Source organism: Glycomyces albidus (assembly GCF_009451885.1).
Lineage (GTDB): Bacteria > Actinomycetota > Actinomycetes > Mycobacteriales > Micromonosporaceae > Glycomyces > Glycomyces albidus.
In genome coordinates this window covers 243647-268404 of the sequence record NZ_WIAO01000002.1, presented here as the reverse complement: position 1 = coordinate 268404, position 24758 = coordinate 243647, and the positions used below count along the sequence as shown (strand labels likewise).

Here is a 24758-nt window from a genome sequence, read left to right as displayed (position 1 = left end):
CTTCGATCAGATCGCGCAGCCCTCCGGCCCGCACGCGTCGGCGCCGTCGGCGCCGGTGATGGTCGTGATCGCGGGTTTCTTCTCGTCCCAAGCCTTTTCGAGGATCTCGGCGAACAGCGCGGTCGGCTGCGCGCCGGAGACGCCGTACTTCTGGTCGATGACGAAGAAGGGCACTCCGGTGGCCCCGAGCGCGGCGGCCTCGGCCTCGTCGGCGCGGACGGCGTCGCGGTACCGCTCCGGGTCGTCGAGCACCGCGACGACCTCGTCCTTGTCGAGCCCGGCGGCGACGGCCACCTCGACGACCCGGTCGCGCTCGAAGACCGACGCCTCCTCGGCGAAGTTCGCGGTGTAGAACGCCTTCCAGACTTCGGCCTCGAGCCCGCGGTCGGCGGCGAGGTGCAGCACCCGGTGCAGGTCGAAGGTGTTGCCGTGGTCGCGGCCCTCGGTCCGGTACTCGAGTCCCTCCAGCTCGGCGAGCTCGCCGAGCTTGTACTCGTTGGCCTGCGCCTGGGCCGGGCTGATGCCGTACTTCTTCGCGATCATCGGCACGACCTCGGCGACCTCCCCGGGCCGGCGGTCCGGGTCGAGCTCGAACGACCGGTGCCGCACCTCCACGGCGACCTTCCCGTCGAGCTGCTCCACGGCCTTGTCGAACCGGGCCTTCCCGACGTAGCACCAAGGGCAGGCGATGTCGGACCAGATGTCCACGCGCAGCGTGTTGTTCTCAAGCGTCGTCACGCCAGCACCAACACTTGAAGCTTCCACTGAATTCCGACTGTGCGGCGCCTCTCCCCCTGCACTCGCGCCCAAGCCCCCGTTCAGGTACCCTTTCTCAGGCTCGGCGCGCCCTACCGCGCCCCACGGGTGCTTAGCTCAGCGGTAGAGCACCTCCCTTACAAGGAGGTGGTCACAGGTTCGATCCCTGTAGCACCCACCGCATATTCGTAGTTCAGAAGCCGTGATTCGGCGACATGTCGGCGTGTTCCAAAGCGCTTGGCCGTGAAGGGTTTCAGGGGCGGCGGAAGCGTTTGAGGAAGCCCCTGAGTCCGGCGGCGGGGCGGATTCGGTCGAGGGCTGCCATCATCTGGTCGTCGAGTCGGACTGCGCCGGCGGCGACGTTCTGCTCGAGGTGGTCGACCGAGGACGTGCCGGCGATGAGCAGCGTGTTCTCGGCGTGGTGGAGCAGCCAGGCCAGGCCGATCTGGGCCGGCATGGCGCCCATGGACCGGGCGATCTCCTGGACGACGGGCTCGTGGGTGACCTTCGCCGAGCCGGGGAAGGCCCCGCCGAGCGGGAAGTACGGCACCCAGGCGATGTGCTCGGCGCGGCACAGCTCGAGGACGGGCTCCTGCTTGCGGGCGGTGAGGCTGTACGGATTCTGCACGCAGGCGATTCCGGCCGGGAGCGCGCGGCGCAGTTCGGCCAGGCTCACGGTGCTCACGCCGATCGCGCCGATCAGTCCTTCGTCGCGCATGGCGACCATCGCGGCCATCTGGTCGTCGAAGGCGACTTTCTGGCTCGGGGTGAGCGGGAACGAGCCGGGGGCGATGCGGCGCATGTTGACCACGTCGAGCCGGTCGGTCCGCAGGCTGCGGAGGTTGCGGTGGACTTCCTGGCGGAGCTCTTCGGGGCGTTGGGCCGGGACCAGGGGCATGGGGCCGCGCTTGGCGGGACGGGCGCCGACCTTCGTGACGACGACGATGTCCTCTGCGCCGAGTTCGGTGGCGAGGTGCTCGTTGGCCGCTCCGTCGCCGTAGAAGTGCGCGGTGTCGTAATGGTTCACGCCCAGCTCGAACGCCCGGCGCAGGACCTTGCGCGCGGCGGCGGCGTCCTTGAGGCGCGGCAGCTGCATCGTGCCGTACCCGACGCGGGCGAGGTCGTGTCCGGCCATCGAATACAGGCCGCCGGGGCGAGGTGTCGCGGACCGGTCGGAGGCTTCGGAGCGTGCAGGCATGGGTTCGTCCTCGTTTCGTGGCATCATGGAACCCCAGAAGCGGAGGTTCCTCCGTTACGTTCGAGCCTACACGAAACGGAGGACCCTCCGCTATGTCGCAGTCCCCTGAGCCGTCGCCCGCCGAAGGTCGCCCCCGGCGCTCGGATGCGCGGCGCAACCGCGACCGCCTCGTGGAGGCCGCCCGCCGGGCCCTGTCGAGCGGCGAGGGCTCGCTCTCGCTCGAGTCGGTGGCCCGTGAAGCCGGCGTGGGGATCGGCACGCTCTACCGCAACTTCGCCAACCGCGAGCAGCTCGTCGAGGCCGTCTACGAGGCCGAGGTCGACCGCCTGGTCACCCGCGCCGCAGAGCTGGCCGACCGGATGCCTCCCCGGGAGGCGCTGCGGTCGTGGCTGGTCGAGTTCGCCGGCTTCGCGGCCGCGAAGCGGGGCATGGTCGAAGTCCTCGGGTTCGGCGCCGTCGCCGGCCCCGGGGCACTGGACCACACCCGCACCCTCAAGCGCATCGCCGACGCCATCACCCCGATGCTGCACGCCGGAGCGCAGGAAGGGTCACTCCGAGCCGATGTGGACCCCCAGGACGTCGTCATCCTCGTCGCCGGGGCCCTGATGCCCGTCCGCACCGACGCCGACCAGACCGCGCGCCTGCTCGACCTGGTACTGGACGCCCTGCACCCCACCAGGAGTGCCGCCTGACGAGCACCACCGAGAGTCTCGGGCTCACTTACCCGGATCGGCGAATTGCGCAGGACTCACTCCGCGAGTTCGACTGAGGGCGCCGCGAACGCGAACGGTGACCGTCCACTTACGATTTACTATCGCAACAAGGGAAGTCGTTGAAACCTGAGCTTCACTATGGATCTTGGGAGCGATCGTCGGTAGGCTCTGGCGCGTATCCGATATCACGTTTAAGGACGACTGACCATGAAAACAGCCGAAGAGCAGCCGATGTCCGCCTATGACCGCATCGGCGGGGCGCCCGCGGTCACCGAGGCGGTGGAGCGCTTCTACCGGCGCCTGCTGGCCGACGACGAGCTCGCCCCGTTCTTCGAGGACGCCGACCTGACCGTGCTCAAGCGCCACCAGGTCGCCCTCATCTCGCAGGTCCTCGACGGGCCCAAGTCTTACGCCGGCCGCGAGCTCGCCGAGGCGCACCGGAACATGGACATCTCCGTCGGGCAGTACAAGGCCGTCGGCGGGCACCTCACGGCCGTCCTCGAAGAGCTCGAGGTCCCGCAGGACATCATCGACCACGTCGGCAAGGTCCTCGAATCGGTCGCCCCCGACGTCATCGGGGCGGTCGACTAGGCGCATGATCGACGCCGACCGGTTGAAGAAGAACTGGAGCCTCGTCGCCGCCCACGGCGACAAGGTCCCGCTGTACTTCTACTCGACCCTGTTCCTCACCCACCCCGAGACGCGCGACCTGTTCCCCATGAACATGGCCGCGCAGCGAGACAAGCTCGTGAACGCGCTCGGAGCGGTGGTCAGCAACGTCGACACCATCGAGGCGGTCGTCCCCACCCTCCAGGCGCTCGGCCGCGACCACCGCAAGTTCGGCGCCCTGCGCGGCCACTACCCCGCCGTCGGTGAAGCGCTGCTGTCCACACTCGAGCACTTCAGTGGTCCTCATTGGACGCCCGCGATCGCCGCGGACTGGGCCGCGGCATACGAACTCGTCGCCGCCACGATGGCCGACGCCGCCGACGCGGCCGCCCACTACACGCCGGCCTGGTGGGACGCCGAGGTCGTCGCCCACGAGCGCCGCGACCTCGAGACCGCCGTCATCACCATCGACCCCAAGACCCGGCTCGACTTCCTTCCCGGCCAGTCGGTCTCGCTGTGCACGAGCCTGCGGCCGCGGGCCTGGCGCCATTACTCCCCGGCGAACGCGCCCCGGCCCGACGGCACCATCGAACTGCACGTCCGCGCCGTCGACGGCGGCGAGGTCTCGACCGCGCTGGTGTCCCTGCTGCGGCCCGGCGACACGCTCCGGGTCGGACCGGCCTTCGGCTCGGGGCTCACGCTGCGCCCCGGCTCGGGCCCGGTCGCGATGATCGCGGGCGGCACCGGCGTCGCCCCGATGAAGGCGCTCATCGAGCAGATCGCCGCCACTCCGCGGCCGGTCAGCCTGTACTGGGGCGCGCGAAACCCCTCGGGCCTGTACTGCCTCGACCAGATGCGCGCCCTGTCGGCCCGGTACGAGTGGCTCGAACTGGTGCCGTGCGTCGACGAGGACCTGTTCGGCTCCGGGATCCGCGTGGGCTCCCCGGCGGACCTGGCCGTGGCGCACGGGCGCTGCGCGGGCGCCGACATCTACATGTGCGGGCCGCCCGGGATGGTGGAGTCGAGCAGGAAGTACCTCGCCGACACCGGCATCCGGTCGGAGGCCATCCACTTCGAGCCCTCGGGCGCGTGAGAGAGGACGTTCCATCATGTACAACTATCGTTCGCGCGATGTGAAAGTCACCGTCGGACAGGTCAACAACGCCAGGTTCTCGATGACGAGCCTGACCCGGCGCGGCTACCAGCCTGACGAGGTCCACCGCTTCCTCGAGCTCGTCGCCGACGAACTGGCCAGCCGCGACCAGCGCGAGGCCGCCCTGCGGACCGACGCGGAGAAGCTGAAGGAGGCGCTGCGGTCCTGGCAGTCGCAGCAGAACTCGCAGCGGCTCCAGTCCCCGGTCCCGGCGACGCCGACCTCGACGGCGGTCAACCTGGTCTCGCAGGCGCAGCAGCAGGCCGAAAGCTACGTCAACCAGGCGCAGCACTACTCGCGGCAGATCATCGCCCAGGCGAGGTCGCAGGCGTCCGAGCTCATGCGACAGACGCAGGCGCGCGCCAAGGAGGAGGCCGACCGGGCCGTCGCCGAGTACCGCCGGGAGAACGAGGGCCGCCGCGACAGCGCTGCGGAGGACCGGATCAGGCAGCTCGTGCGGGCCCGCAGCTTCCTCGAGGCCGTCGAGGTCGCCGAGGAGCAGCTCCGCCTGACCCGGCAGGAGCTCGAGCACGAGGTCGCGACGCCCCCGCGCTACGCGGGCGCGGGGGCGGCCGGCCCCCCGGCGGGGGCGGCGGCCGCCCCGAGCGGCGCGGCCGCCGCCCTGGTGCTTCCCGCGTCTACGGCCAGACGGTGCCCTTGTTGCGGCACAGGCAGAACGGGTGGCCGATCGGGTCGGTGTAGACCTGCCAGCCGTAGCCCTCGTCGTTGATGAACTCCTGCTTCAGCGTGGCGCCCAAGGCGGTCACGCGGCGCTGCTCGGGTTCGAATTCGTCCACTTCGAAGTCGAGGTGGTACTGCTTGGGGTGTTCGCTGGAGGGCCACGTCGGCGGGCGGTAGTCGCCGATCCGCTGGAAGGCGAGCTCGACCTCGCCGAAGACGATGCCGGCCCAGTCGTCGTGGCTGTCGGGCTTGGGTGCCCGGCCGGTCACCTCGGCGTAGAAGGCCGCCAGTTTCATCGGATCCGGGCAGTCGATGATGAAATCGGTGAGCTTGAGCATCAGGCGATGATGCCACAGCGCCGGGTGTGTGTCGAAACGATCGGCGGGTAATCGGGCGGGATGGACGACTGGTTCGCCGGATTCGACGAGTGGGACCTCGAGGTCTCCCCGGGGATCGTGCTGCACGGCCGCTCCGGCGGGACGGCCCGGCGGTGGTGCTGCTGCACGGGCATCCCCGCACGCACGCCACCTGGTACCGGGTCGCGCCGGCCCTTGCCGCGGCCGGGTTCTCGGTGGTCTGCCCCGACCTGCGGGGCTACGGGCGGTCGGCGAAGCCCGAACCCGATCCCGACCACCTGGTGTACTGCGACCGGGCGATGGCGGCGGACACCGCGTCGCTCATGTCGGCGCTCGGGCACGACCGGTTCGCGGTCGCCGGGCACGACCGGGGCGCCTACGCCGCGTTCAGGACCGCGATGGACTTTCCCGACCGGGTTGCGGCCCTGGCGGTGTGCGACGGCGTGCCGATCGTCGAGGCGCTGGAGCGCGCCGACGCGCGGTTCGCGGCGAAGTGGTGGCACTGGTTCTTCTTCGGGGCCTCGCCGCATGCCGAGCGCGTGATCAACGCGGATCCGTTCGCGTGGTACCGGTTCGACGAGGCCGCGATGGGCGGCGGGAACTACGAGGACGCGGTCGCCGCGGTCTCGGATCCGCGGACGGTGCGGGCGATGCTCGAGGACTACCGGGCCGGGCTCACGAGGGACCGGGAGCACGATGCGGCCGACCGGGCCGCCGGCCGGCGGGTGCGGGCGCCGGCGCTGGTGATGTGGTCGCGGTTCGACGACATGGAGGAGCTGTACGGGGATCCGGCGGCGGTGTGGGAGCCGTGGTGCGAGCTGCCGGTGCGGACGGCGGTGGTGGATTCGGGCCACCACATGGCGGAAGAGGCGCCCGAGGCGGTGGCGGCGGCGCTGCGGTCGTTCCTGGACCGGTTGCGGCCCTGGTGATCGGGCGGCGGCACGAGTGCGCCGGGGGCGGCTGCACGGTCCGGGGACCGTCCCTCCGCAGCCGTCTCCGGCGGACTCGTGTCACGTGGCGGACGGCGCTCCGACCTTGGCCGGCGCCACCACGGGCGGGTCGAGTACCGGTTCGGCGCTGCGGCTTTCACGCCACCAGCGCATCAGATTGCGGATGTAGATGAATTGGAGCCCGATGACGAGCGGGGCCAGGCCCCACACGTCCCAGACGATGATGAACACGGCCCAGGGCACGCCGCCGAGCACGCCGAGGAGCCAGCCGAGGTTGTTCTTGTTTCCCGCGAGCCAGTAGGCGATGAGCTGGTTCGCGCTGAGGAGGATGGCGACGGCCTGTCGGACGAAGTCGCCGTCGAAACTGAGTTCCACGTCTAGACCTCCTGGGTCCAGGTGGTGCCACCGGTCGGTGCCGCGGCGGTGGGGGGCGCCGGTGTTCCGGCGAGAGTCCGGCCGGGTGAACCGGCGGAGGTGTTGGTGTCGGCCGGTCCGGGGACCGGGTGCGGCGGGGGAATCATGGCGGGGACCATGATCGAATCCTATGGAGGAATCCGCAAAGTGAGTGTCACATTACTCACTACGGGTGATGTCGGATCATGGACGAAAGGCGTACCGCGCTTTTCGGGAAGTTCGGTGCTCCTGCCTCACGGGTGGCTCCAGGCCTCGACCGTGACGGGCAGTCCGCTCATGTGGGTTGTCGGATTGCACACGCAACTCGCTCAGCCTAGCGCCGCGGGCGGGGAAAAGCGAGACCGGATCGAGAGCTAATTCGGCTCGCCGCGGAAGAGTCGTTCGACGAGGTCCCGCCAGCCGTCGGCGAGGCGCGGACCCGCTTCCGGCGCAGGCAGTCCGGCTCCTTGCGCCTGGTAGCCGAGAAGGGGTCCCTCGAGGGCGGCCGCGAGCTGGACGGCGAGGATCTCGGGGTCGCGCAGGCCGAGGCCGGCCTCGCGCAGGAGCACCCGGAAGTGCGTCAGGGTCATGTCGACGGCGGCGGGCGGGCCCGCGACGAAGCCGCGGTCCGTCGCGGCGCGGGCGACGTCGAGGTTGTCGATGAGGAAGTCGATGCGCGCCCGGCCGTAGGCGACGAGGCGCGCTTCGGCGCGGGCGCCGGGGCCGAGGGGCGGCGGGCCGTTCAGGACCTGCTCCTGGAACCGGTGGGCCTCCTCCTCGAGGAGGGCCTTGAAGATGCCGGCGCGGGTGCCGAAGCGGCGGAAGACGGTGCCCTTGCCGAGCCCGGCCCGCTCGGCGAGTGCGTCCATCGTCACAGACCCGACGCCGCCCTCGGCGATCATCTCGCGCGCGACCGCCAAGAGGCGCAAGCGGTTCCGCTTGGCGTCGGCGCGTTCGGCGCGCGGTCTGCCCAGAGGTACGACGGGTCGGTCCACGGCATCAATCTACCTGGCGGAAATATAAGCGGGGTAAAGTCCGTTTAATTGGCGACGGGCCCGACGCCGCGCCCTTCCCGCCCGACCGCCCCGCGCGGTCCACCCGCTTCAAGGAGCCGTTTTCATGAACCTGTTCCGCCTGGACGCCAGCATCCTCCCCGGCACCTCCACCAGCGCCGAGATCGCCGACCTGGCCGAGGCCGAATGGTCCGCCGCCCACCCGGGAGGCACCGTCGTCCGCCGCCACCTCGGCACCGACCCGCTGCCCGCCGACGCGTGGCCGAACGCCGTCGCCGCCGGGTTCACCCCCGAGGACCAGCGCGAGGAGCCGCACCGGCGGGCCCTCGACCTGGCCGCCCGGCTCGCCGAGGAGGTCCAGGCCGCCGACGCGGCGATCCTGGCCGTCCCGCTCTACAACTACGGTGTCTCGCAGCACTTCAAGACCTGGGCCGACCTGGTCATCTCCGGCGCCGGGGCGACGACGCCGGTCCTCAAGGGCAAGCCGGCAGTGCTCGTCACCTCGATCGGCGGGGGCTACGGCCCCGGCGCGCCCCGGGAGGGCTGGGACCACTCCACGCCGTACCTCGAGCGCGTCGTCGGCGACCTGTGGGGCGCGGACCTGACGGTCGTCAAGCGCGAGCTCACCCTCGCCGCCACGACGCCCGGCATGGAAGGCCTGCTCGACCTCGCCGCCGAGCAGCACCGGCAGGCGCTGGAGGCCGCGCGCGAGGCCGGCCGCGCCATCGCGGGAAACTAACGCCCGCAACGGACCCGAAGGCTCGGCGACCGCCGCCGGGCCTTTCGGCGCGCCCGGGGCGCGACAGAGCGACGATTCGAACAGGCGTGCTTTAATGCCCCGGTGCAAGGAGAGCGAATCGGTGCGATGATCGGCGCCGTCGGCGGACTGGTCTTCATCCTGGTGAACGCCGGCGGGCTCCCCGGCCCGCTGCCGGTGCACGCACGCATCGCCGGGGCCGCGGCGTTCGCGCTCGTCCTCTGGCTCGTGCTCCGCCGCCCGCCGGCGGCCGGCGAACCGCCGTCGCGGAGCGCGCTGCGGACGTACTGGATCTGCGTCGCGGCCGAAGTCGTCGCGATCCCGTTGGGTGCCTCGGTGATCAACAACGTGCTCGAGCAGCCGGACCTGACGGTCTGCTGGGTCGTGCTGGTCGTCGGCGCGCACTTCCTGCCGTTCGCCCGGGCCTTCGCGGCGCCGGTGTTCACGCCGCTCGGATGGATCCTCGTCGGCCTGGCCGTCGCCGGCGGGGCGCTGACGCTCGCGACCTCGGCGGTCGCCGCCGCGGCGACCGCAGTCCTCGCCGGGGCCGTGCTGCTCGGCTTCTCGGCGCTCGGCGGCCGCCGGTCCGCCGCCCGCTAACAAGGCGGGCAGGACCCTGGTGGTGACCAGGCCGAGGTCTCTCATGAAGCGCTCCAAGGCGATCGCGGCGATCCCTTCCATGCCGGAGCTGGTGGAGCGCTCGATCGCGAGGTGGGCCGCGGCGTCGCCTGGGGCGTCGTCGCGGATGCGCTGCCGGACGATCGGCAGGGCCAGCTCGCCGGCCGCGGGGAACGAGGTCCATCCGGCCAGCGCGAGGACCTCGGGGTTGAGGACGGCGACGAGGTCGGTGAGCGCGGCGCCGAGGTAGTGGGCGGTGCGCTCGATGGTCGCGGCGGCGGCCGGGTCGCCGGCCTGCGCGGCGTCGGCCAGCGCCTCGAGGAAGGTGAACCGGTCGGGCCCTTCGGTGAGCGGATGGCCGGGGGCGAGCTCGGCGAGGGTCCGCCGCATGCCCGGGACGCCGATGTACGCCTCGACGCATCCTCTGCGGCCGCATTCGCATTCCCACCCGTCGAAGACGAGGAGGCTGTGGCCCCATTCGCCGGCGGCGTTCGTGGCGCCGCGCAGGAGCGCGCCGTCCTGGACGATGCCGGCGCCCACGCCGAAGCCGAGGTTGACGGCGACGACGTTCGCGGCGCGGCGCCCGGCGCCGAGCCACAGCTCCGCCGTTCCGACGGCCTTGAGGGGGTTGTCGACGACGACCGGGAGGCCGAGGCGGTCGCGGAGGCGGTCGAGGTGGAGCCAGATCGCGTCAGGCACGAGGGCGGCCTTCACGGGGCGCTGCATGCCGCCGGGCAGGAGGATGCCGACGCCGAGGACGTCGCCGCGGTTCGCCTGGGCGCGTTCGAGGGCGGAGTCGAGGGCGCGGACGATCCAGTCGATCACGTCGTCCGCCGCTTCGACGGGTTCGTCGGCGCGCGCTTCGACCGTGGCGAGGCGCCCGAGCCCCGTGTCGAACACGGTCGCCTGGAGGTACCGGTCCTCGACGTAGACGCCGACGACGCGGCCGCGGTCCGCGTTGAGGCGCAGGCCGGTCGTCGGCCGCCCGACGGCGCCGTTGAGCAGTCGCGTCTCGGCGGCGATGCCGTACTGGAGGAGGTCGCCGACCACGGTCGAGACCGTCGCGGGGCTCAGGCCGGTGACCTCGGCGAGCTCGCTCCGGGTCGACTCCCCCGCCGCGAGCAGGGCGCGCATGACGATGAGCCGCGACTCGCTGCGGATGTCGCGGGACGTTCGCGGTGCGGCGGCCATGGGCCCTCCAGAATCCTCGGTCGACGAGGAAGACTAGCAATGTTCGGGCGGAACACGAACCCGGTTCTACCCGGTCGGGGGACTCCCCTGGGGGACGTCCGGAGAGCGACCGGTACAAATAGAGGAACGGATCACCCGTCAGAGGCGGGGGGAGGCGAGCGCGGCATGCACGGCATCGGCGATTTCCGGGAGTCGTTCGGCGACGACCGCTACCGGACCCCTGCGCGGCCCACGTACGCGGCGCCGCGGCTGGTCCGCGACGAACCGGAATCCGAAGGGCGCTTCGGCGACACGGAGTTGCGGGCGCGCCGGATCGCGGCGGCCGCCGCGGCGGTGTGGAACCACGAGGGGATGCGGCTCGGCGGCGCGGACCACGCGCACCCGGTCGACCGGTCCTGGGCGATCGAGGCCGCCGGGCCGATGGTGGCGGACCTGCTCGACGTGCTCGAGAAGCACGGCTGCGACGTCGACGACGAGCAGATCCAGGACGCGGCGGGCGCGCTCGCGATCCTCGCCGCCCGCGCCGCCGACGGCTGAGCGGTCTTTCGGCGACTCGGGCGCGGCCGGCGCCCCGATAGGCCGGCGGCGGCAGATCGAGGTCGTCCGCCGAAGCGTCCCGGCAATGCCGCAGGACCGCGTGATCGCGGCTCAGTGATCGCCGGCGACCGGGAGGAGCGGTGCGCCGGAAGGGAACTCGTCGGCCGGGAGACGCGGGGAGCCGAGGGCGACGACCCGTCCCCCTCATGCCGTCGCTACCGGGCGGCGGACGCCAGGACCCGCTCCAGCGCCGCGTCGCCCGCAGGTCTCCAGGTCGGTTTGCCCCAGTGCTTCCCCGCTTCGCCGGCGAGGCCGATCTGGCGCAGGCCGAGGGCGCGCCGGAGGGCCCAGCCGCGGGCGCGGCGGACCGTCGCGTCGTCGGTCCCGTAGTGCTCGAAGAGCGCCTCCGGGTCCGGGAGGAGCAGCCAGGCCGCGGACAGGTCGGTGGCGGGGTCGCCGCAGCAGAGGTCGCCGAAGTCGACGACGCCGGTGAGCGCGCCGTCCGCGGTGAGGACGTTCGCGGGGTGCAGGTCGCCGTGGAGCCAGAGCGCCGGCCCGTCCCATGCGGGTGCGGCGAGCGCGTCGTCCCAGACCTCCCGCAGGGGCGCGTCGAGGCCGTCCATGGTGTCGGCGAAGGCGCTGAGGGGGACGCCGCGGTCGGGGTTCTCGGGGGCGCCGGCGGGCGCGGGCCGGTGCAGGGCGGCGAGGAATCCCGCGAGCGCCCCGGCGGACTCGGCCCGGGTGACGGGCGCGAGGTCGGCGGGCGTGCCGGGGACCCAGGTGGTGACGAGCCACGGTTTCGGGAAGCGCTCGGTGGGTGCGCCGAGGCGGACGGGGACGGGGACCGGGAGCGGCAGGTCCGCGGCGAGGCCGGGGAGCCACCGGTGCTCGCGTTCGAGCAGGACCGGGGCGCGATCGGTGCGGGGCAGGCGCAGGGCGAGGCCGTCGCCGAGGCGCCACATGCGGTTGTCCCAGCCGCCGTCGACGGGCCGCAGCTCGAGGCCGGCGAGGTCGGGGTGCTGGTCGTGCAGGAGCGAGCGCACGAGCGCATCGTCGATCGTCAAGTCGTCCAAGGCGGTTCCTCTCTTCGATGACCCGCCGAGCCTACTTGCGTAGGCTGGAGCCATGGGAGAGCAGAGCAAGGAGGCCGAGCACTCGACCAAGGGCGCCTACGTGACCGGCGGCGAGTTCACTCGGGACACGAACTACATCGAGGACCGGATCGTGGCCGACCCGGCGGCGGCGCGGGCCGCGAGACCGGAGGCGCACTCGCCGATCGGCGACCCGCGGATCGCGGGACTGACCGAGGGCGCGCAGGCGTGGCCGGTCGAGCCGGGCCGGTACCGGCTGGTGGCGGCGCGGGCGTGCCCGTGGGCGCACCGGTCGATCATCGTGCGCCGGCTCCTGGGCCTGGAGGACGCGATCTCGCTGGCGACGCCGGGACCGGTGCACGACGTGCGGTCGTGGACGTTCGACCTCGGGCCGGACGGGCGCGACCCGGTGCTGGGGACCGAGCGGCTCCAGGAGCACTACTTCAAGCGCTTCCCGGACTATCCGCGGGGCATCACGGTGCCCGCGATCGTCGACGTCCCTTCGGGGCAGGTGGTCACCAACAACTACCCGCAGATCACGTTCGACCTGTCGACGCAGTGGCGGCCGTTCCACCGCGACGGCGCCCCGGACCTGGTGCCCGAGGCGCTGGTCGAGGAGATGCTGCCGGTGATCGAGCGGATCTTCAAGGAGGTCAACAACGGCGTCTACCGGGCCGGGTTCGCCGGGTCGCAGCGCGCCTACGAGCGCGCGTACGAGCGGCTGTTCGCGGCCCTCGACTGGCTGGAGGACCGCCTCGCCGGCAGCCGGTACCTCATGGGCCCGCACCTCACGGAGGCCGACGTGCGGCTCTTCACGACCCTGGTCCGGTTCGACGCGGTCTACCACGGCCACTTCAAGTGCAACCGGAACAAGCTCACCGAGATGCCGAACCTGTGGGCGTACGCGCGGGACCTGTTCCAGACCCCCGGGTTCGGCGACACCGTCGACTTCGACCAGATCAAGCGGCACTACTACGTGGTCCACGAGGACGTCAACCCGACGCAGGTCGTCCCGGCCGGGCCCGACCTCGCGAACTGGCTGTCCGAGCACGGCCGCGAGCGGCTCGGCGGCTCGCCGTTCGGCGACGGGACCCCGCCGGGCCCCGTGGCGGCCGAGGAGCGGCCGCCCGGGGCGAACCCGCTCTACGACGCCCGCTAGGACAGCGACGCGAGGTAGGTCTCGAGTTCGGCCGCGTACGTCGCCGGGTCCTCGTTCCAGGTCGCGGTGTGGCCGGCGGCGGACTCGACGAGTGTGGTCCGCTCGGGGTCGAGGAGCTCGGCGAACTCGAGGGTCGCGGTGTGGTCGACCGTGGCGTCGGCGGTGTCGACGAACAGGAGCATCGGCATCCAGAACTCGTCGGCGTGGTTGCGCTGGTCGAGCCGGTCGAGGTCGATGTCGGCGCGGAACTCGACGACGCGCTTGGCGGCCCAGGTGATCGGCGGGATGACGTCCCGGTCGGCGGCCTGCATGTCGAGGGTCGAGTTCCAGTCGATGCACGGGGAGTCGAGGACGACGCCGCGGATGAGCGACCGGTCCTCGATCTTCCGCGCGGCCATGGCCACGGTGGACCCGCCCATGGAGATGCCGTGGAGGATCACGTCCTGCGCGCCGTTGTCGACCGCGTAGTCGACGGCGGCGAGGACGTCGTCGCTCTCGTACTCGCCGAGGCTCATCAGCCCGTCCTCGGCGGCCGGCGCGCCCTCGTCGTTGCGGTAGGTGACCGCGAGGACCGGGTAGCCGAGTCCGCTGTAGACCTCGTCGGCGCGGAGCGTCTCGGCGCGGGAGGCGTTGCGGCCGTGGACGGTGATGACCCAGGTGTCGCGCTCGCCGGGGATGAGCCAGGCGGGGGCGTCGCCGAGTTCGGTGGGCACCTGGACCTCTTCGAAGGCGAGGCCGAGCGCGGTCTGCGGGTCGCCGCCGTAGGCGTAGGTGTCGACGCGGACCTTCGTGCCCTCGGTGAGGTCGCCGAAGAGGACGCGGTCGAGCACGCGGGTCACCGAGTCGTCGTCCTCGTCGACGATGCCGCCGATGAGCGCCTGCCCGTCGTCCCAGGCCAGGCCCCACGTGCCGGGCTTCTCGGTGTGCTCGTCGCGCGGCAGCGTCACGGTGCCGGCGTCGACGGCCTCGACGGTCAGGTAGGGCTCGGTGCCGGTGTGGTCGGGCTTGAGGACCTCGTTCGAGAAGTACCAGCCGGCGCCGGCGAGCCCGGCGGCGGCGAGCACGAGGACCACCGCGGCGGCGATGATCGCGCCGCGCAGCCCCTTGCGGCGCTTGCGGACTGGTGCTTCGGTTTCGGCGGTGGCGGTCACGTCGTTTCCCCGGGGGTCGTAGGGCGGTGGTCGGTCGATCGTAATGCGTCGGCGCCCGCCTCCGTCCCGGGCGAGCGGCGGTAGCGGCGGTGCTGCTCGATCACGCCGTACACGACGAGGCCGGCGAGCGCGAGCGAGCCGACGACGGCGGCGCCCGGGATGGTGAGGACCGGCGCGAGGAGCGCGGCGCCGACGCAGACGGCGGCGGCGAGGAGCTTGGAGACCAGGTGGCGGGTGCCGATGCCGCGCTCGCTCACCGACTCGATGACCACGACGACGACGAGCAGGACCGCGACGGCGACGCCGGGGACGAGGGCGACCGCCCGGTCGCTCAGGTGGACGTGGTCGGGATCGGTGATCCGGGCGACCGCCAGCGCGATGCCGGCGCCGAGCGCGGCGATGGCCGCGAACACGAAGTAGTGCGCGTACGCCCACACGTAGACGGTGACCGGGCCGCGCTCGAAGGCGTGGCCGCCGCTGAAGTCGAAGTAGATCCACCACAGGCAGAAGACGGTGACGAGCCCGGCGGCGGCGAGGGTGAGCAGCGGCGCGGTGTCGAAGTCGAGCCCGGAGTCGACGGCGTGCGAGACGGCGATCGTGGCGGCGGCGACGGTCTCGCCGAGCACGATGATCGTGAACAGGCCGTAGCGCTCCTTGATGTGGCCCCAGTGGCCGCCCAGGCGCGGGTTCCAGCGGGAGAGGGCCGGGACGGCGAGGTCGAGGGCGAACCAGGCGATCCAGGCTTCGACCCGCCATTCCGCGGGCACGAGGAGGAACGCGACCCAGCCGGCCTGGACCAGCACGGTGAGGACGATGATGCGCCCGGCGAGCCGGCGCATCACCGGCTCGCCGGTGCGGTACACGCGGGCCCATTGGGCGACGTACGCCAGACGCATGACCACATAGGACACGACGAAGATGCGGAAGTCGAGGTGCGCCGCCGCCGGGACGCCGGCGGCGAGGCCGAGCGATCCGGCGATCATGACCATCATGAGGAGCCGGTAGGGCACGTCGTCGGTGTCGAAGAAGTTCGCGAACCACGTGAACGAGACCCAGATCCACCAGATCGCGGCGAACGCGAACAGGTAGCCGACGAGCCCTTCGCCGAGGTGGCCTTCGGCCGCGGCGTGCTCGAACTGGCCCGCCGCCTGCGCGACGGCGACGACGAACGCGAGGTCGAAGAACAGTTCGAGCCAGGTCGCCTGCCGGTGGCCCTCCGTGTGGTCGCGGGTCGCCATCGGCACCCGCCAGCGCTTCGCCTCCACCATGGGGGCACCGTCCTCTCGAATCGCCTGCCTGGTCAGCGGACAGTATCGTTCGCCGGCGGCGGGCCGGGGCGGGCGGGTGGCCCGGCGCCCTCGGCGCCGGCCCCGCGGGCCGGTTCCGTGGGAGCATGGAACCGGCCCCGCCCTTCGGCCCGAAGGAGACCGCATGCCCGACATCGAGCAGGTCACCGACCGTCCCAACTGGCGCGACGGCGTGCGGTCCGGGGCGGGTGCGGCGGTCGCGGCCGGGGCGATCGCCGCGGGAGCCGCGGGCACGAGCGTCGGGTGGCCGATGGCGATCCTGGCCGCGGCCGGAGCGGTCGGGTGGGCCGGAGGCCGCTGGCGGCGGCTGGCGAAGCGGCCCGTGGCCGCCGAGTTCGACCGGTACGGTGCGCGGCTGTACCGCGAGACCGCGCCCGGCGTCCATACACGGGAGCTGCGGCCCGCCGTCGAGTACGAGTGGTCCGAGATCCGGTCGATCGTCTTCTGGCGCAAGCGCGAAGGCGCGCACCTGGTCACCATGGCCGGCATCGAGCCGGTGCGGTCGTCGCCGCGGCCACCCCGGGTCGGCGAGGGCCGGGTCGACGCGCTCGAGGGCGCGTATGCCGAGGAGCGGGTGCGCATGGGCGTGCCGCCGCACATCTCGACGGCGCTGGCTCGCTGCAGCGTGCCCATCAGCGCCTCGGGCATGAAGGACATCGAGGCGGCGGTGGCGCGGTTCCGGCCGCACCTGCGGATCGCCGACCACCGGCGCCCGCCGCGCCGCCGCGAACGGAAGGTCTACTGAAGCGCGTCGAGCAACGATGCGCTCGGGAAGCGCCTTCCGAGTCCGTGCGACGACGTGCGGCGCGGATTCGCGTCCTGCAAGCGCCGCCGAGCCCGCGGCAGGTCCTCGGGCCCGCATCCGGGACCCCGGAGGCCGCGCGCGCGTCGACGCGAGCCACGAAGGCGCCGCGCAGCAGGCGCGGAACGTCTACCGAGGCTTGAGCTCGAGGACCCAGTCCTGGCCGACGAGGTCGTGGCCGAAGCGGTGGAGCGGCTCCGCTCCGACGAGCGTGAAGCCGTTCGCCTCGTAGATGCGGCGGGCGGCGCCGAGGTGGCTCGAGGTCCACAGGACGACCCGCTCGTACCCGGCGGCGCGGGCGAAGTCGAGGCACTGCGCGACCAGGCGCGACCCGAGGCCGAGACCGCGCGCTTCGCGGGACACGAAGAGGATCCGGAGCCGGGCCGCGGTCCGGTCCCCGCCCTGGCCGTCGGCGACGAGGGCGATGCTCCCGGCGCGCTCGCCGTCGACCTCGGCGATCCACGCGGCCTCCCGGTCGGGGTCGCGCCCCGGGACCCGGCCGGCGCGGGCGGCCGCGTAGTCGGCGACGATCTGCGCGACGAGGCCCTCGTACTCGGCGTCCCAGTCGTACTCGGCCGCGTAGGCCGCACCTTGGGCCATGACGATCCAGCCGAGGTCGCCGGGCCGGTCGGCACGGCGGATGTCGATGTGCGCCATCGGGAGTCCTCCAGGCTTCACAAGGAACTGAAACGACTGTTTCAGTGCCTTTATGCTAGCGCCATGACCCAGGACAGCGCCAGCCCCTCCGCCCGCCGGACCGAGCTCCTCGAAGCGGCCTACCGGTACGTGCTCGACCGCGGCCTCACCGACCTGTCGCTGCGCCCGCTCGCGGCCGCGATCGGCTCCAGCCCCCGCGTGCTGCTGTTCCTGTTCGGCAGCAAGGACGGCCTCATCCGCGAACTGCTGGCCCGCGCCCGCGCCGACGAGCTCGTGCTCCTGGACCGCCTCGACGGGCCCGTGGGCCTCGCGGCCGCCGCCGAACGCCTCTGGGCCTGGGCCGCCGCTCCCGAGCACCGCCCGCTGCTGCGGCTGTGGGTCGAGGCGTACGGCCGCTCCCTGGTCGAACCGGACGGCCCCTGGGCCGGCTTCGCGAAAGCCACAGTGGACGACTGGCTCGGCGTCCTCGCCGCGTGCGACCCCGGCGCCGACCCGGCCCGGCGCACCCTCGTCCTCGCGGTCCTGCGCGGCGCGATCCTCGACCTCCTCGCCACCGGCGACACGGCCCGCACCGGCTCGGCCCTGCGCCTCCACCTCGACCAGCTCCGCTGAAGCCCGCCGCCGACGCGGTGCACCTCCCCCGCCCCGGGCATCTCAAGCAAGCTCCGGGCCGAGCGCTCGTCGCGGCCCGGCGCATCGGGCCCGGGCGCGCACTAGGCTTCCGAGGATGAGCGATGCGACCGAAGTGAAGTCGGAGAGCGTCCTGACCGTGCTCCTGGCGGGCCTGATGAACCTCGCCATCGCGGTCGCGAAGCTCGTCGCCGGGATCCTGTCGGGCTCGGCGGCGATGGTCTCCGAGGCCGCCCACTCGGCGGCCGACACGGTCACCGAGATCATGCTCTACATCGCCCTGCGCAACAGCGTGAAGCGGCCCGACGAGGCGCACCCGTTCGGGTACGGTTCGACCGCGTACATGTGGGCGGCGCTGGCGGCGGCCTTCACGTTCGTCGCGGGCGGCCTGTTCTCCATCACGCACGGCTTCCACTCGATGGACGCGGAGGGCGAGACCGACTTCCTCGTCTCCTATGTGGTCCTGGGGATCTCGTTCGTCCTCGAGGCGGTCTCGTTCGGGCGGACCATCGTCCAGCTCCGCAGCGAGTCGCGGCAGTGGAACGTGCGCCCGAGCCGGTTCCTGAAGCACACGCCCGACACCAGCCTGAAGGCCGTGTTCCTCGAAGACCTCGCCGCGCTCATCGGCCTGCTGCTGGCCGCGGCCGGGCTGGCGCTCACCGAGATCACCGGCGACCCGTTCTTCGACGGCGGCGCCTCGATCCTCATCGGGGTGCTGCTGCTGGTGGTCGCGGTGATGCTCGGCCACGCCAACCTGTCGCTCCTGATCGGACGGAGCCTGCCGCCGCGCTTCCAGGCGGCGGTGCGGACGCAGCTCGAAGCGGGAGAGGAGATCGCGGCCGTCCAGGAGCTGCTGACCCTCCAGCTCGGGCCGACCTCGGTGCTGGTCGCGGCCAAGATCGACTACCGCGACAGCGCCGACGGCGCCGCGATCGAAGCGGCCAGCCGCGCCGCCGAAGCGCGACTGCGCGAGCGCTACCCGCAGATCACGTACGTGTACCTGAGCCCCTGGGGCGACGCCCCTCTGCAGGACGGCGGCGACTCCCCCTCGGTGGACGGAGGCAATGCCTCACCAGAGCACGGCGGCGACGCGGGACTCAGCCCCCGATGACCTCCTGGGCTCGCTCGATGAGGTCTCTCATCTCGGCCTGCCACGCGAAGGTCGCGCCCTCGATGTCGAGGTAGTACCGGAGCTGCGCCTGCTGCCAGGCGTGCTCGGCGGCCTTGCGGAAGCCGGACTCGTCGCCGCACTCGGCGAAGTCGACGGCGAGGGCCCGCTCGAAGTCGAGCCAGCCCTGGGCATCGCCCTCGTCGGGGACGTCGGTCGGCGGGTCGGGCCAGCGCACGCCGGCGTCGGGGTAGGAGGTGAGCGGGTACTCGCCGTCGCCGGCCTCCACGAGGTAGGAGTGGACGAGGATCTGGCCCTCGTAGAACTCCCAGCCGGCGTGGCCGCGCCCGTCGAGGCAGTCGAGGAACGCGTTCTCGGCCTCGGCGGTGCCCTCTCGGTACCGCTCGTTCATGGCGGACCAGTTGCCGTCGGGCTGGTCCGGCCGGACGGAGTACTCGTCCTCGCCCTCCTCGAGGCCGCCGTAGACGGCTTCGATCATCTCGAGCTTGCAGCCGCCGAGCGGAGGGTTGCCCGCTTCCCCCTCGTCGTCCTCGCCGGTCTCGGGTTCCTCGACGCCGGCGAGCTCGGGCTGCATGGCCGTCGCCCACGCCTCGCCCCCGTAGGCCACGTACCAGGCGAACCGCTCGTCCTCGGACAGGGTGTCGAACTCCGGCCCCTCCTGCGGCTCCAGGTCCTCGGCGTCGAACACGAGCCAGCCCATCCCGGTCTTGAACGCCTCGTTCTCGGCCGCCAGCGCCTCCCCGTCCTCGACGTCCTCGGTCCCGAGTTCGGCCCACTGCCAGAACCCGCGCCGCTCGGCCTCCTCGGCGGTGGGCAGGAACCACAGGTACGGCGGCTGGTCCATGAAGGAGTCCCGCTCCTCCTCGAACACGATGAACTCGGAGGGGTCGTGGACGGTGAAGCCCTGGGCTTCCAGGCACGACTGGATGATCCGGTGTTCGGCGGCGTCGAGTTCGGCCGACAGCCGCACGCTCTCGTTGTAGGTCTCGGTGAGCTGCTGCTCGTACTCGGCGAAGTCGAGGTCCTCCGCTTCGGGCTCGAACCAGGAGCAGCCGGCGGCGGCCAGCGGGATCGCGAGGGCGGCGGCGATTCGGGTCTTCGGCGGCACGATGGGAACCCGTTCTCTCAGGGGCTGATGCCCGCCTATACGCCGCGGGCGCACCGCGCGGTTGCACGGTGCGCCCGCGGAGATCGGCGCGACCGGGGAATCGCGCCGGAGATCGGCGCGCCCGGAGCGCTGCGAAGGCTAGCCCTGGAGTTCGGCGAGGGCCTTCTGCCAGCGGGACTGGTCGCGGGCCTCGCCGGGCAGGTTCATCTCGGCGAAGCGGACGACGCCGGTCTTGTCGATGACGAACGTGCCGCGGTTGGCCATGCCCTTCTCGTCGTTGAAGACGCCGTAGGCCTGGGCGACCGCGCCGTGCGGCCAGAAGTCGCTCAGCAGCGGGAACTCGAAGCCCTCGCGCTGGGCCCACACCTTGTGGGCGAACGGCGAGTCGACGGAGACGCTGAGGACCTGGACCTCGTCGGACTGGAAGGCGTCGAGGTTGTCGCGGATGCCGCACAGCTCGCCCTCGCAGGTCCCGGTGAACGCGAACGGGTAGAACACGAGGAGGACGTGCTTCTCGCCGAGGAAGTCGGCGAGCGCGACGTCCTGGTTGTTCTGGTCCTTCAGGGTGAAGGCGGGGGCCTTGGCCCCGGTCTCGATGGGCATGCGCGCTCCTTGCACTGGGCCCTCGCGCGAGGGCCGCGGGTGTCTGTCGCGCTGTACGTTAGCGGCGGGCGACGACCATCCGCGACGCGACCCAGTCCGGGGAGGCGTTCAGCGTCTTGGTCGATTTCAGGCCCGCGAGGGCCGCCGACTCCTCGATGTCGGCCGGGTCGATGTGCCCGGGCCGGCCGGCCTTCGGTGTCAGGAGCCACACCACGCCGTCGTCGGCGAGGGGATCGCGGGCGTCGAGGAGGAGGTCGACGAGGTCGCCGTCCTCCACCCGGCACCACAGGAGGACCGCGCCGACGATCTCGTCGGAGTCCTCGTCGAGGAGCTCCCCGACCGCCTCGATCACGGCCGTCCGCAGTGCGGCGTCCACGTCGGTGTCGAATCCGATCTCCATGACCGCCTCGACTCCTTCGAGTCCGAGTCGCTGCACCACGCTCGACACGTCCGCCGGGCTGCTCGGAGCGTTCACCTTGTCCCCTCCATAGGTCGGATGCCAGAGCTCGCCGCCCTGTAGTCCACAGCATATGAAGTAGAGCATATTCGGTGGGGCATATGGCGCAGTCGCGCGCCCGTTCGCGAACCCGCCTCGGAAAGCGGTCGCACGCCCGCGACCTGGGAACGTGAGGGAACGTTCACGTGGTCGTGATCTCAAGCCGGCCGCGTCCGCGGGCGACGGCGCAGGTGAGCGCGGTGGCAGGTAGCAGGGAGTGTGGGCGCGGTCGCATCATGCCGGGTGGGCGGGCGAGGGGCGCGGTAGATTCGAGGGAGGATGGTAGAAAACGATGACACTCTGCTGCCTAAAGAAACCCTGCACAGCCGCAGTCTTAGAACGAGGGATCGCCCGTGACCACGGAACAGAACCGGCCGCCCATCAGTGACGGTTTGCCGACCCAAGTGCCGGACACTGACCCCGGGGAGACCAGCGAATGGCTGGAATCCCTCGACGGCCTCCTCGACGCCGGCGGGCGCACCCGTGCCCGCTACGTCATGCAGCGGCTGCTCGAGCACGCCCGCAAGCGCCAGATCGGCGTACCGGCGTCCACGAGCACCGACTACGTGAACACCATCCCCGTCGAGGCCGAACCCCACTACCCCGGCGACGAGGCCGTCGAGCACCGCATCCGCGCCTACGTGCGCTGGAACGCGGCGATGACCGTCCACCGCGCGCAGCGTCCCGGCATCGGCGTCGGCGGCCACATCTCCACCTACGCCTCCGCGGCGAACCTGTACGAGGTGGGCTACAACCACTTCTTCCGCGGCCGCGACCACGCCGGCGGCGGCGACCAGATCTTCTTCCAGGGCCACGCCTCCCCCGGCATGTACGCCCGCTCCTTCGTGGAGGGACGCCTGACCGAGGACCACCTCGACGGCTTCCGCCAGGAGGTCTCGCGCCCGCAGGGCGGCCTGCCCTCCTACCCCCACCCCCGCCTGATGCCGGACTACTGGCAGTTCCCGACCGTGTCGATGGGCCTGGGCCCGATCAACGCGATCTACCAGGCCCTGTTCAACCGCTACATGCACGACCGCGGCATCCGCGACACCTCGCAGCAGCAGGTGTGGGCGTTCCTCGGCGACGGCGAGATGGACGAGGTCGAGTCGCGCGGCGCGCTCCAGTTCGCGGCCGGCGCCGAGCTCGACAACCTCACGTTCGTCGTCAACTGCAACCTGCAGCGCCTCGACGGGCCGGTCCGCGGCAACGGCAAGATCGTCCAGGAGCTCGAGTCGTACTTCCGCGGCGCGGGCTGGAACGTCATCAAGGTCATGTGGGGCCGCGAGTGGGACCCGCTCCTGGCCGCCGACCACGACGGCGCGCTGGTGAACCTCATGAACACCACGCCCGACGGCGACTTCCAGACGTTCAAGGCCGAGTCGGGCGCGTTCATCCGCGAGCACTTCTTCGGCCGCGACACTCGCACCAAGGCCCTGGCCCAGAACATGTCCGACGACCAGATCTGGGACCTGCGCCGCGGCGGCCACGACGACCGCAAGATCTACGCCGCGTACAAGGCCGCCATGGAGCACGAGGGCCAGCCGACGGTGATCCTCGCCCACACCGTCAAGGGCTACAAGCTCGGTTCGACCTTCGAGGGCCGCAACGCGACCCACCAGATGAAGAAGCTCTCGCTCGAGGACCTCAAGGGCTTCCGCGACGCGCTCGAGATGCCCGTCCCCGACGAGCAGCTCGAGAAGAGCCCGTACCTGCCGCCGTACATCCGCCCCGAGGAGGGCTCGGCCGAGTACGAGTACCTCCAGGAGCGCCGCCGGGCCCTCGGCGGGTCGATCCCGTCGCGCCGGAACACGGTCATCCCGCTGAACCTGCCGGGCGAGGACGCGTACAAGTCCACCCGCCGCGGCTCGGGCAAGCAGAAGGCCGCCACCACCATGGCGCTGGTGCGCCTGCTCAAGGACCTGATGCGGGACAAGGAGATCGGCAAGCGCTGGGTCCCGATCATCCCGGACGAGGCCCGCACCTTCGGCATGGACGCGATGTTCCCGACGGCGAAGATCTACTCGCCGCACGGGCAGCAGTACCTGTCGGTGGACCGCGACCTGTTCCTGTCGTACAAGGAGTCCGAGCAGGGCCAGCTCCTGCACGTGGGCATCAACGAGGCCGGCTCGGTCGCGGCGTTCACCGCCGCCGGCACCGCCGCCGACACCCTCGGCGAGCCGATGATCCCGTTCTACATCTTCTACTCGATGTTCGGGTTCCAGCGGACCGCCGACGCCATCTGGGCCGCCTCGGACCAGCTCGCGAACGGCTTCCTCATCGGCGCCACCGCCGGCCGCACCACGCTCAACGGCGAGGGCCTCCAGCACGAGGACGGCCACTCGCTCCTGATCGCGCACACCAACCCCGCGGTCATCTCGTACGACCCGGCGTACGGGTACGAGATCGGGCACATCGTGCAGGACGGCCTGCGGCGCATGTACGGCGAAGGCGAGCACGTCTTCTACTACCTGACCGTCTACAACGAGCCGATCATCCAGCCGGCCGAGCCGGAGGACGTGGACGTCGAGGGCATCCTGCGCGGCATCCACAAGGTGACGGCCTCCGAGGGCACCGGTCCGCGAGTACAGATCCTGACCTCCGGGTCGGCGATGTCGTGGGCGCAGAAGGCCGTCGAGCTGCTCGCGAACGACTGGGGCGTGGCCGCCGACGTGTGGTCGGTGACCTCGTGGTCCGAGCTCAACCGCGACGCGATCGAGGCCGAGCGGCACAACCTGCGCCACCCCGAGGCCGAGCCGCGCGTCCCGTACGTGACCGAGAAGCTCTCGGGTTCGACCGGGCCGTTCATCGCCGTCAGCGACTACCAGCGGGCCGTCCCGGACCTCGTCAGCCGCTGGGTCCCGGGCGACTACACCTCGCTGGGCACCGACGGCTTCGGCCACTCCGACACGCGCGGGGCGCTGCGCCGCCACTTCAACGTGGACGCCGAGTCCGTGACGGTGGCCGCCCTCCAGCAGCTCGCCGCCCGCGGCGAGGTCGAGGCGGGCCTGGCCGCACAGGCCGCGGCGAAGTACCAGATCACCGACCCGACGGCCGCCGAGGCCGGCGAAGCGGGCGGCGACTCGTAACGCGCGCAAGCGAAACGGGGCCGCGGGCGATGCGCCCGCGGCCCTTCGCCGTCCCCGGGGACGGCGAAGGGCGGGACGCCGATGCGTCCCGCCCGTCCGAGTCAGTGCCCGAGCGCCCTCGCCCGGGGCCCCTGGAGACCTAGTGGTCGTGGCCGGAGTGGTCCCCGGCCTCTTCCTTCTCGATCTCGGCGCGCACGGCGTCCATGTCGAGCTCCTTGACCTTGCCGATGATCTCCTCCAGCGCGGCCGGCGGCAGCGCGCCCGGCTGGCTGTACAGGAGGATGCCCTCGCGGAAGGCCATGAGCGTCGGGATCGACTGGATCCCGGCCTCGGCGGAGAGCTCCCGCTGGTCCTCGGTGTCGATCTTCCCGAACACGACGTCGGAGTGCTTCTCGCTCGCGGCCTCGTACGTGGGCGCGAACATCTTGCACGGGCCGCACCAGTCGGCCCACCAGTCGACCAGCACGATGTCGTTGCCGGTGACGGTCTCCTCGAAGTTGCCCTTGGTCAGTTCAACGGTGGCCATGGGACCGCCTCTCTGTCTTCGCTGATTTCGTGCTCTCACGCGCAACAGTAGTGGCGCCCCCGGTATTCCGCCCGACGTCGATGCGCGG

General features: G+C 71.8%; 25 protein-coding genes, 1 tRNA gene and 1 pseudogene. 13 read left to right on the top strand and 14 right to left on the bottom strand.

Annotated elements, in window-relative coordinates:
- Nucleotides 1-6 precede the first annotated feature (6 nt).
- On the bottom strand, nucleotides 7-714 hold the full coding sequence (locus GFD30_RS02955; protein WP_153023802.1) for a DsbA family oxidoreductase: 708 nt from the start codon (nucleotides 712-714) through the stop codon (nucleotides 7-9).
- Between the two features lie 148 nt (nucleotides 715-862).
- Here GFD30_RS02955 and GFD30_RS02950 point away from each other — a divergent pair.
- Nucleotides 863-934: transfer RNA gene (locus GFD30_RS02950), tRNA-Val, on the top strand.
- Nucleotides 935-1009: 75 nt separating this feature from the next.
- Here GFD30_RS02950 and GFD30_RS02945 read toward each other — a convergent pair.
- Nucleotides 1010-1954 (bottom strand): aldo/keto reductase, encoded by a 945-nt coding sequence (locus GFD30_RS02945; protein ID WP_153023699.1) that lies wholly within the window; start codon nucleotides 1952-1954, stop codon nucleotides 1010-1012.
- A 92-nt stretch (nucleotides 1955-2046) separates the two neighbouring features.
- On the opposite strand from GFD30_RS02945, the gene GFD30_RS02940 reads away from it, so the two are divergent.
- From GFD30_RS02940 to GFD30_RS02925, 4 genes are all read left to right on the top strand, one after another.
- Nucleotides 2047-2646: a TetR/AcrR family transcriptional regulator gene (locus tag GFD30_RS02940; protein WP_153023698.1), complete on the top strand. Its 600-nt coding sequence runs from the start codon at nucleotides 2047-2049 to the stop codon at nucleotides 2644-2646.
- A 228-nt stretch (nucleotides 2647-2874) separates the two neighbouring features.
- Nucleotides 2875-3258 carry a group I truncated hemoglobin gene (locus GFD30_RS02935; protein WP_153023697.1) on the top strand — a complete coding sequence of 128 codons (384 nt, stop codon included), beginning with the start codon at nucleotides 2875-2877 and terminating at the stop codon, nucleotides 3256-3258.
- A gap of 4 nt (nucleotides 3259-3262) precedes the next feature.
- Entirely contained in the window at nucleotides 3263-4369 is a 1107-nt protein-coding gene (locus GFD30_RS02930) for a globin domain-containing protein (RefSeq protein WP_153023696.1), read from the top strand.
- Between the two features lie 40 nt (nucleotides 4370-4409).
- On the top strand, nucleotides 4410-5159 hold the full coding sequence (locus tag GFD30_RS02925) for a DivIVA domain-containing protein (RefSeq protein ID WP_194201826.1): 750 nt from the start codon (nucleotides 4410-4412) through the stop codon (nucleotides 5157-5159).
- Here GFD30_RS02925 and GFD30_RS02920 read toward each other — a convergent pair.
- A complete protein-coding gene (locus tag GFD30_RS02920) occupies nucleotides 5068-5448 on the bottom strand; it encodes a VOC family protein (protein ID WP_153023694.1) in 381 nt (126 codons plus the stop codon). The genes GFD30_RS02925 and GFD30_RS02920 overlap by 92 nt on opposite strands.
- A 152-nt stretch (nucleotides 5449-5600) precedes the next feature.
- On the opposite strand from GFD30_RS02920, the gene GFD30_RS02915 reads away from it, so the two are divergent.
- Entirely contained in the window at nucleotides 5601-6395 is a 795-nt protein-coding gene (locus GFD30_RS02915; protein ID WP_322632887.1) for an alpha/beta hydrolase, read from the top strand.
- 81 nt (nucleotides 6396-6476) lie between these two features.
- Here GFD30_RS02915 and GFD30_RS02910 read toward each other — a convergent pair whose 3' ends face one another.
- On the bottom strand, nucleotides 6477-6791 hold the full coding sequence (locus GFD30_RS02910; RefSeq protein WP_153023693.1) for a hypothetical protein: 315 nt from the start codon (nucleotides 6789-6791) through the stop codon (nucleotides 6477-6479).
- A 392-nt stretch (nucleotides 6792-7183) separates the two neighbouring features.
- Nucleotides 7184-7804: a TetR/AcrR family transcriptional regulator gene (locus GFD30_RS02905; protein ID WP_322632886.1), complete on the bottom strand. Its 621-nt coding sequence runs from the start codon at nucleotides 7802-7804 to the stop codon at nucleotides 7184-7186.
- Nucleotides 7805-7928: 124 nt separating this feature from the next.
- On the opposite strand from GFD30_RS02905, the gene GFD30_RS02900 reads away from it, so the two are divergent.
- Nucleotides 7929-8561, top strand: a complete 633-nt coding sequence (locus tag GFD30_RS02900; protein ID WP_153023692.1) for an FMN-dependent NADH-azoreductase — start codon at nucleotides 7929-7931, stop codon at nucleotides 8559-8561.
- A 102-nt stretch (nucleotides 8562-8663) separates the two neighbouring features.
- The gene (locus GFD30_RS02895) at nucleotides 8664-9179 is read left to right on the top strand and encodes a hypothetical protein (RefSeq protein WP_153023691.1); all 516 of its coding nucleotides are present in this window, start codon (nucleotides 8664-8666) and stop codon (nucleotides 9177-9179) included.
- Nucleotides 9180-9293: 114 nt separating this feature from the next.
- Here GFD30_RS02895 and GFD30_RS28165 read toward each other — a convergent pair.
- Both GFD30_RS28165 and GFD30_RS02885 read right to left on the bottom strand, forming a co-directional pair.
- Nucleotides 9294-10331, bottom strand: a pseudogene (locus tag GFD30_RS28165) (ROK family transcriptional regulator); the annotation flags it as partial.
- 809 nt (nucleotides 10332-11140) lie between these two features.
- Complete coding sequence (locus tag GFD30_RS02885) at nucleotides 11141-11998, bottom strand: aminoglycoside phosphotransferase family protein (protein ID WP_227995765.1); 858 nt, start codon at nucleotides 11996-11998, stop codon at nucleotides 11141-11143.
- 52 nt (nucleotides 11999-12050) lie between these two features.
- Between GFD30_RS02885 and GFD30_RS02880 the strand changes: the two genes are divergently transcribed.
- Entirely contained in the window at nucleotides 12051-13175 is a 1125-nt protein-coding gene (locus tag GFD30_RS02880) for a glutathione S-transferase family protein (protein ID WP_153023689.1), read from the top strand.
- On the opposite strand, the gene GFD30_RS02875 is transcribed toward GFD30_RS02880, so the two are convergent.
- Together GFD30_RS02875 and GFD30_RS02870 are read right to left on the bottom strand one after the other, a co-directional pair.
- Complete coding sequence (locus GFD30_RS02875) at nucleotides 13172-14326, bottom strand: alpha/beta hydrolase family protein (RefSeq protein ID WP_153023688.1); 1155 nt, start codon at nucleotides 14324-14326, stop codon at nucleotides 13172-13174. The genes GFD30_RS02880 and GFD30_RS02875 overlap by 4 nt on opposite strands.
- Nucleotides 14323-15594, bottom strand: a complete 1272-nt coding sequence (locus GFD30_RS02870; RefSeq protein WP_194201825.1) for a low temperature requirement protein A — start codon at nucleotides 15592-15594, stop codon at nucleotides 14323-14325. The genes GFD30_RS02875 and GFD30_RS02870 overlap by 4 nt, the downstream gene beginning before the upstream one ends.
- A gap of 163 nt (nucleotides 15595-15757) precedes the next feature.
- On the opposite strand from GFD30_RS02870, the gene GFD30_RS02865 reads away from it, so the two are divergent.
- Nucleotides 15758-16378: a hypothetical protein gene (locus tag GFD30_RS02865; RefSeq protein ID WP_153023686.1), complete on the top strand. Its 621-nt coding sequence runs from the start codon at nucleotides 15758-15760 to the stop codon at nucleotides 16376-16378.
- A 186-nt stretch (nucleotides 16379-16564) separates the two neighbouring features.
- On the opposite strand, the gene GFD30_RS02860 is transcribed toward GFD30_RS02865, so the two are convergent.
- Nucleotides 16565-17092, bottom strand: coding sequence for a GNAT family N-acetyltransferase (locus GFD30_RS02860; protein WP_153023685.1), 528 nt, complete (start codon nucleotides 17090-17092; stop codon nucleotides 16565-16567).
- Nucleotides 17093-17155: 63 nt separating this feature from the next.
- On the opposite strand from GFD30_RS02860, the gene GFD30_RS02855 reads away from it, so the two are divergent.
- Both GFD30_RS02855 and GFD30_RS02850 read left to right on the top strand, forming a co-directional pair.
- Nucleotides 17156-17704 (top strand): TetR/AcrR family transcriptional regulator, encoded by a 549-nt coding sequence (locus GFD30_RS02855; RefSeq protein WP_153023684.1) that lies wholly within the window; start codon nucleotides 17156-17158, stop codon nucleotides 17702-17704.
- Between the two features lie 115 nt (nucleotides 17705-17819).
- Entirely contained in the window at nucleotides 17820-18833 is a 1014-nt protein-coding gene (locus tag GFD30_RS02850) for a cation diffusion facilitator family transporter (protein WP_153023683.1), read from the top strand.
- On the opposite strand, the gene GFD30_RS02845 is transcribed toward GFD30_RS02850, so the two are convergent.
- The 3 genes from GFD30_RS02845 to GFD30_RS02835 all read right to left on the bottom strand — a co-directional run bounded on the left by GFD30_RS02845 (nucleotide 18820) and on the right by GFD30_RS02835 (nucleotide 21037).
- Nucleotides 18820-19959 carry a hypothetical protein gene (locus GFD30_RS02845; RefSeq protein WP_153023682.1) on the bottom strand — a complete coding sequence of 380 codons (1140 nt, stop codon included), beginning with the start codon at nucleotides 19957-19959 and terminating at the stop codon, nucleotides 18820-18822. The two genes, GFD30_RS02850 and GFD30_RS02845, sit on opposite strands and share 14 nt — an antisense overlap.
- 138 nt (nucleotides 19960-20097) lie before the next feature.
- Nucleotides 20098-20562 (bottom strand): peroxiredoxin, encoded by a 465-nt coding sequence (locus GFD30_RS02840; RefSeq protein ID WP_153023681.1) that lies wholly within the window; start codon nucleotides 20560-20562, stop codon nucleotides 20098-20100.
- Nucleotides 20563-20620: 58 nt separating this feature from the next.
- Nucleotides 20621-21037 carry a DUF3052 domain-containing protein gene (locus GFD30_RS02835; RefSeq protein WP_322632885.1) on the bottom strand — a complete coding sequence of 139 codons (417 nt, stop codon included), beginning with the start codon at nucleotides 21035-21037 and terminating at the stop codon, nucleotides 20621-20623.
- Nucleotides 21038-21411: 374 nt separating this feature from the next.
- On the opposite strand from GFD30_RS02835, the gene aceE reads away from it, so the two are divergent.
- A complete protein-coding gene (gene aceE, locus GFD30_RS02830; RefSeq protein ID WP_407648952.1) occupies nucleotides 21412-24144 on the top strand; it encodes a pyruvate dehydrogenase (acetyl-transferring), homodimeric type in 2733 nt (910 codons plus the stop codon).
- Between the two features lie 139 nt (nucleotides 24145-24283).
- On the opposite strand, the gene trxA is transcribed toward aceE, so the two are convergent.
- On the bottom strand, nucleotides 24284-24670 hold the full coding sequence (trxA, locus tag GFD30_RS02825; protein WP_153023678.1) for a thioredoxin: 387 nt from the start codon (nucleotides 24668-24670) through the stop codon (nucleotides 24284-24286).
- Nucleotides 24671-24758: the final 88 nt, after the last annotated feature.

Coding starts and splice junctions, on each gene's coding strand:
- GFD30_RS02945 (WP_153023699.1), bottom strand. CDS start 1,954: ATGCCTGCACGCTCCGAAGCCTCCGACCGGTCCGCGACACCTCGCCCC.
- GFD30_RS02940 (WP_153023698.1), top strand. CDS start 2,047: ATGTCGCAGTCCCCTGAGCCGTCGCCCGCCGAAGGTCGCCCCCGGCGC.
- GFD30_RS02935 (WP_153023697.1), top strand. CDS start 2,875: ATGAAAACAGCCGAAGAGCAGCCGATGTCCGCCTATGACCGCATCGGC.
- GFD30_RS02930 (WP_153023696.1), top strand. CDS start 3,263: ATGATCGACGCCGACCGGTTGAAGAAGAACTGGAGCCTCGTCGCCGCC.
- GFD30_RS02920 (WP_153023694.1), bottom strand. CDS start 5,448: ATGCTCAAGCTCACCGATTTCATCATCGACTGCCCGGATCCGATGAAA.
- GFD30_RS02900 (WP_153023692.1), top strand. CDS start 7,929: ATGAACCTGTTCCGCCTGGACGCCAGCATCCTCCCCGGCACCTCCACC.
- GFD30_RS02880 (WP_153023689.1), top strand. CDS start 12,051: ATGGGAGAGCAGAGCAAGGAGGCCGAGCACTCGACCAAGGGCGCCTAC.
- GFD30_RS02870 (WP_194201825.1), bottom strand. CDS start 15,594: ATGGTGGAGGCGAAGCGCTGGCGGGTGCCGATGGCGACCCGCGACCAC.
- GFD30_RS02865 (WP_153023686.1), top strand. CDS start 15,758: ATGCCCGACATCGAGCAGGTCACCGACCGTCCCAACTGGCGCGACGGC.
- GFD30_RS02860 (WP_153023685.1), bottom strand. CDS start 17,092: ATGGCGCACATCGACATCCGCCGTGCCGACCGGCCCGGCGACCTCGGC.
- GFD30_RS02855 (WP_153023684.1), top strand. CDS start 17,156: ATGACCCAGGACAGCGCCAGCCCCTCCGCCCGCCGGACCGAGCTCCTC.
- GFD30_RS02850 (WP_153023683.1), top strand. CDS start 17,820: ATGAGCGATGCGACCGAAGTGAAGTCGGAGAGCGTCCTGACCGTGCTC.
- GFD30_RS02840 (WP_153023681.1), bottom strand. CDS start 20,562: ATGCCCATCGAGACCGGGGCCAAGGCCCCCGCCTTCACCCTGAAGGAC.
- trxA (WP_153023678.1), bottom strand. CDS start 24,670: ATGGCCACCGTTGAACTGACCAAGGGCAACTTCGAGGAGACCGTCACC.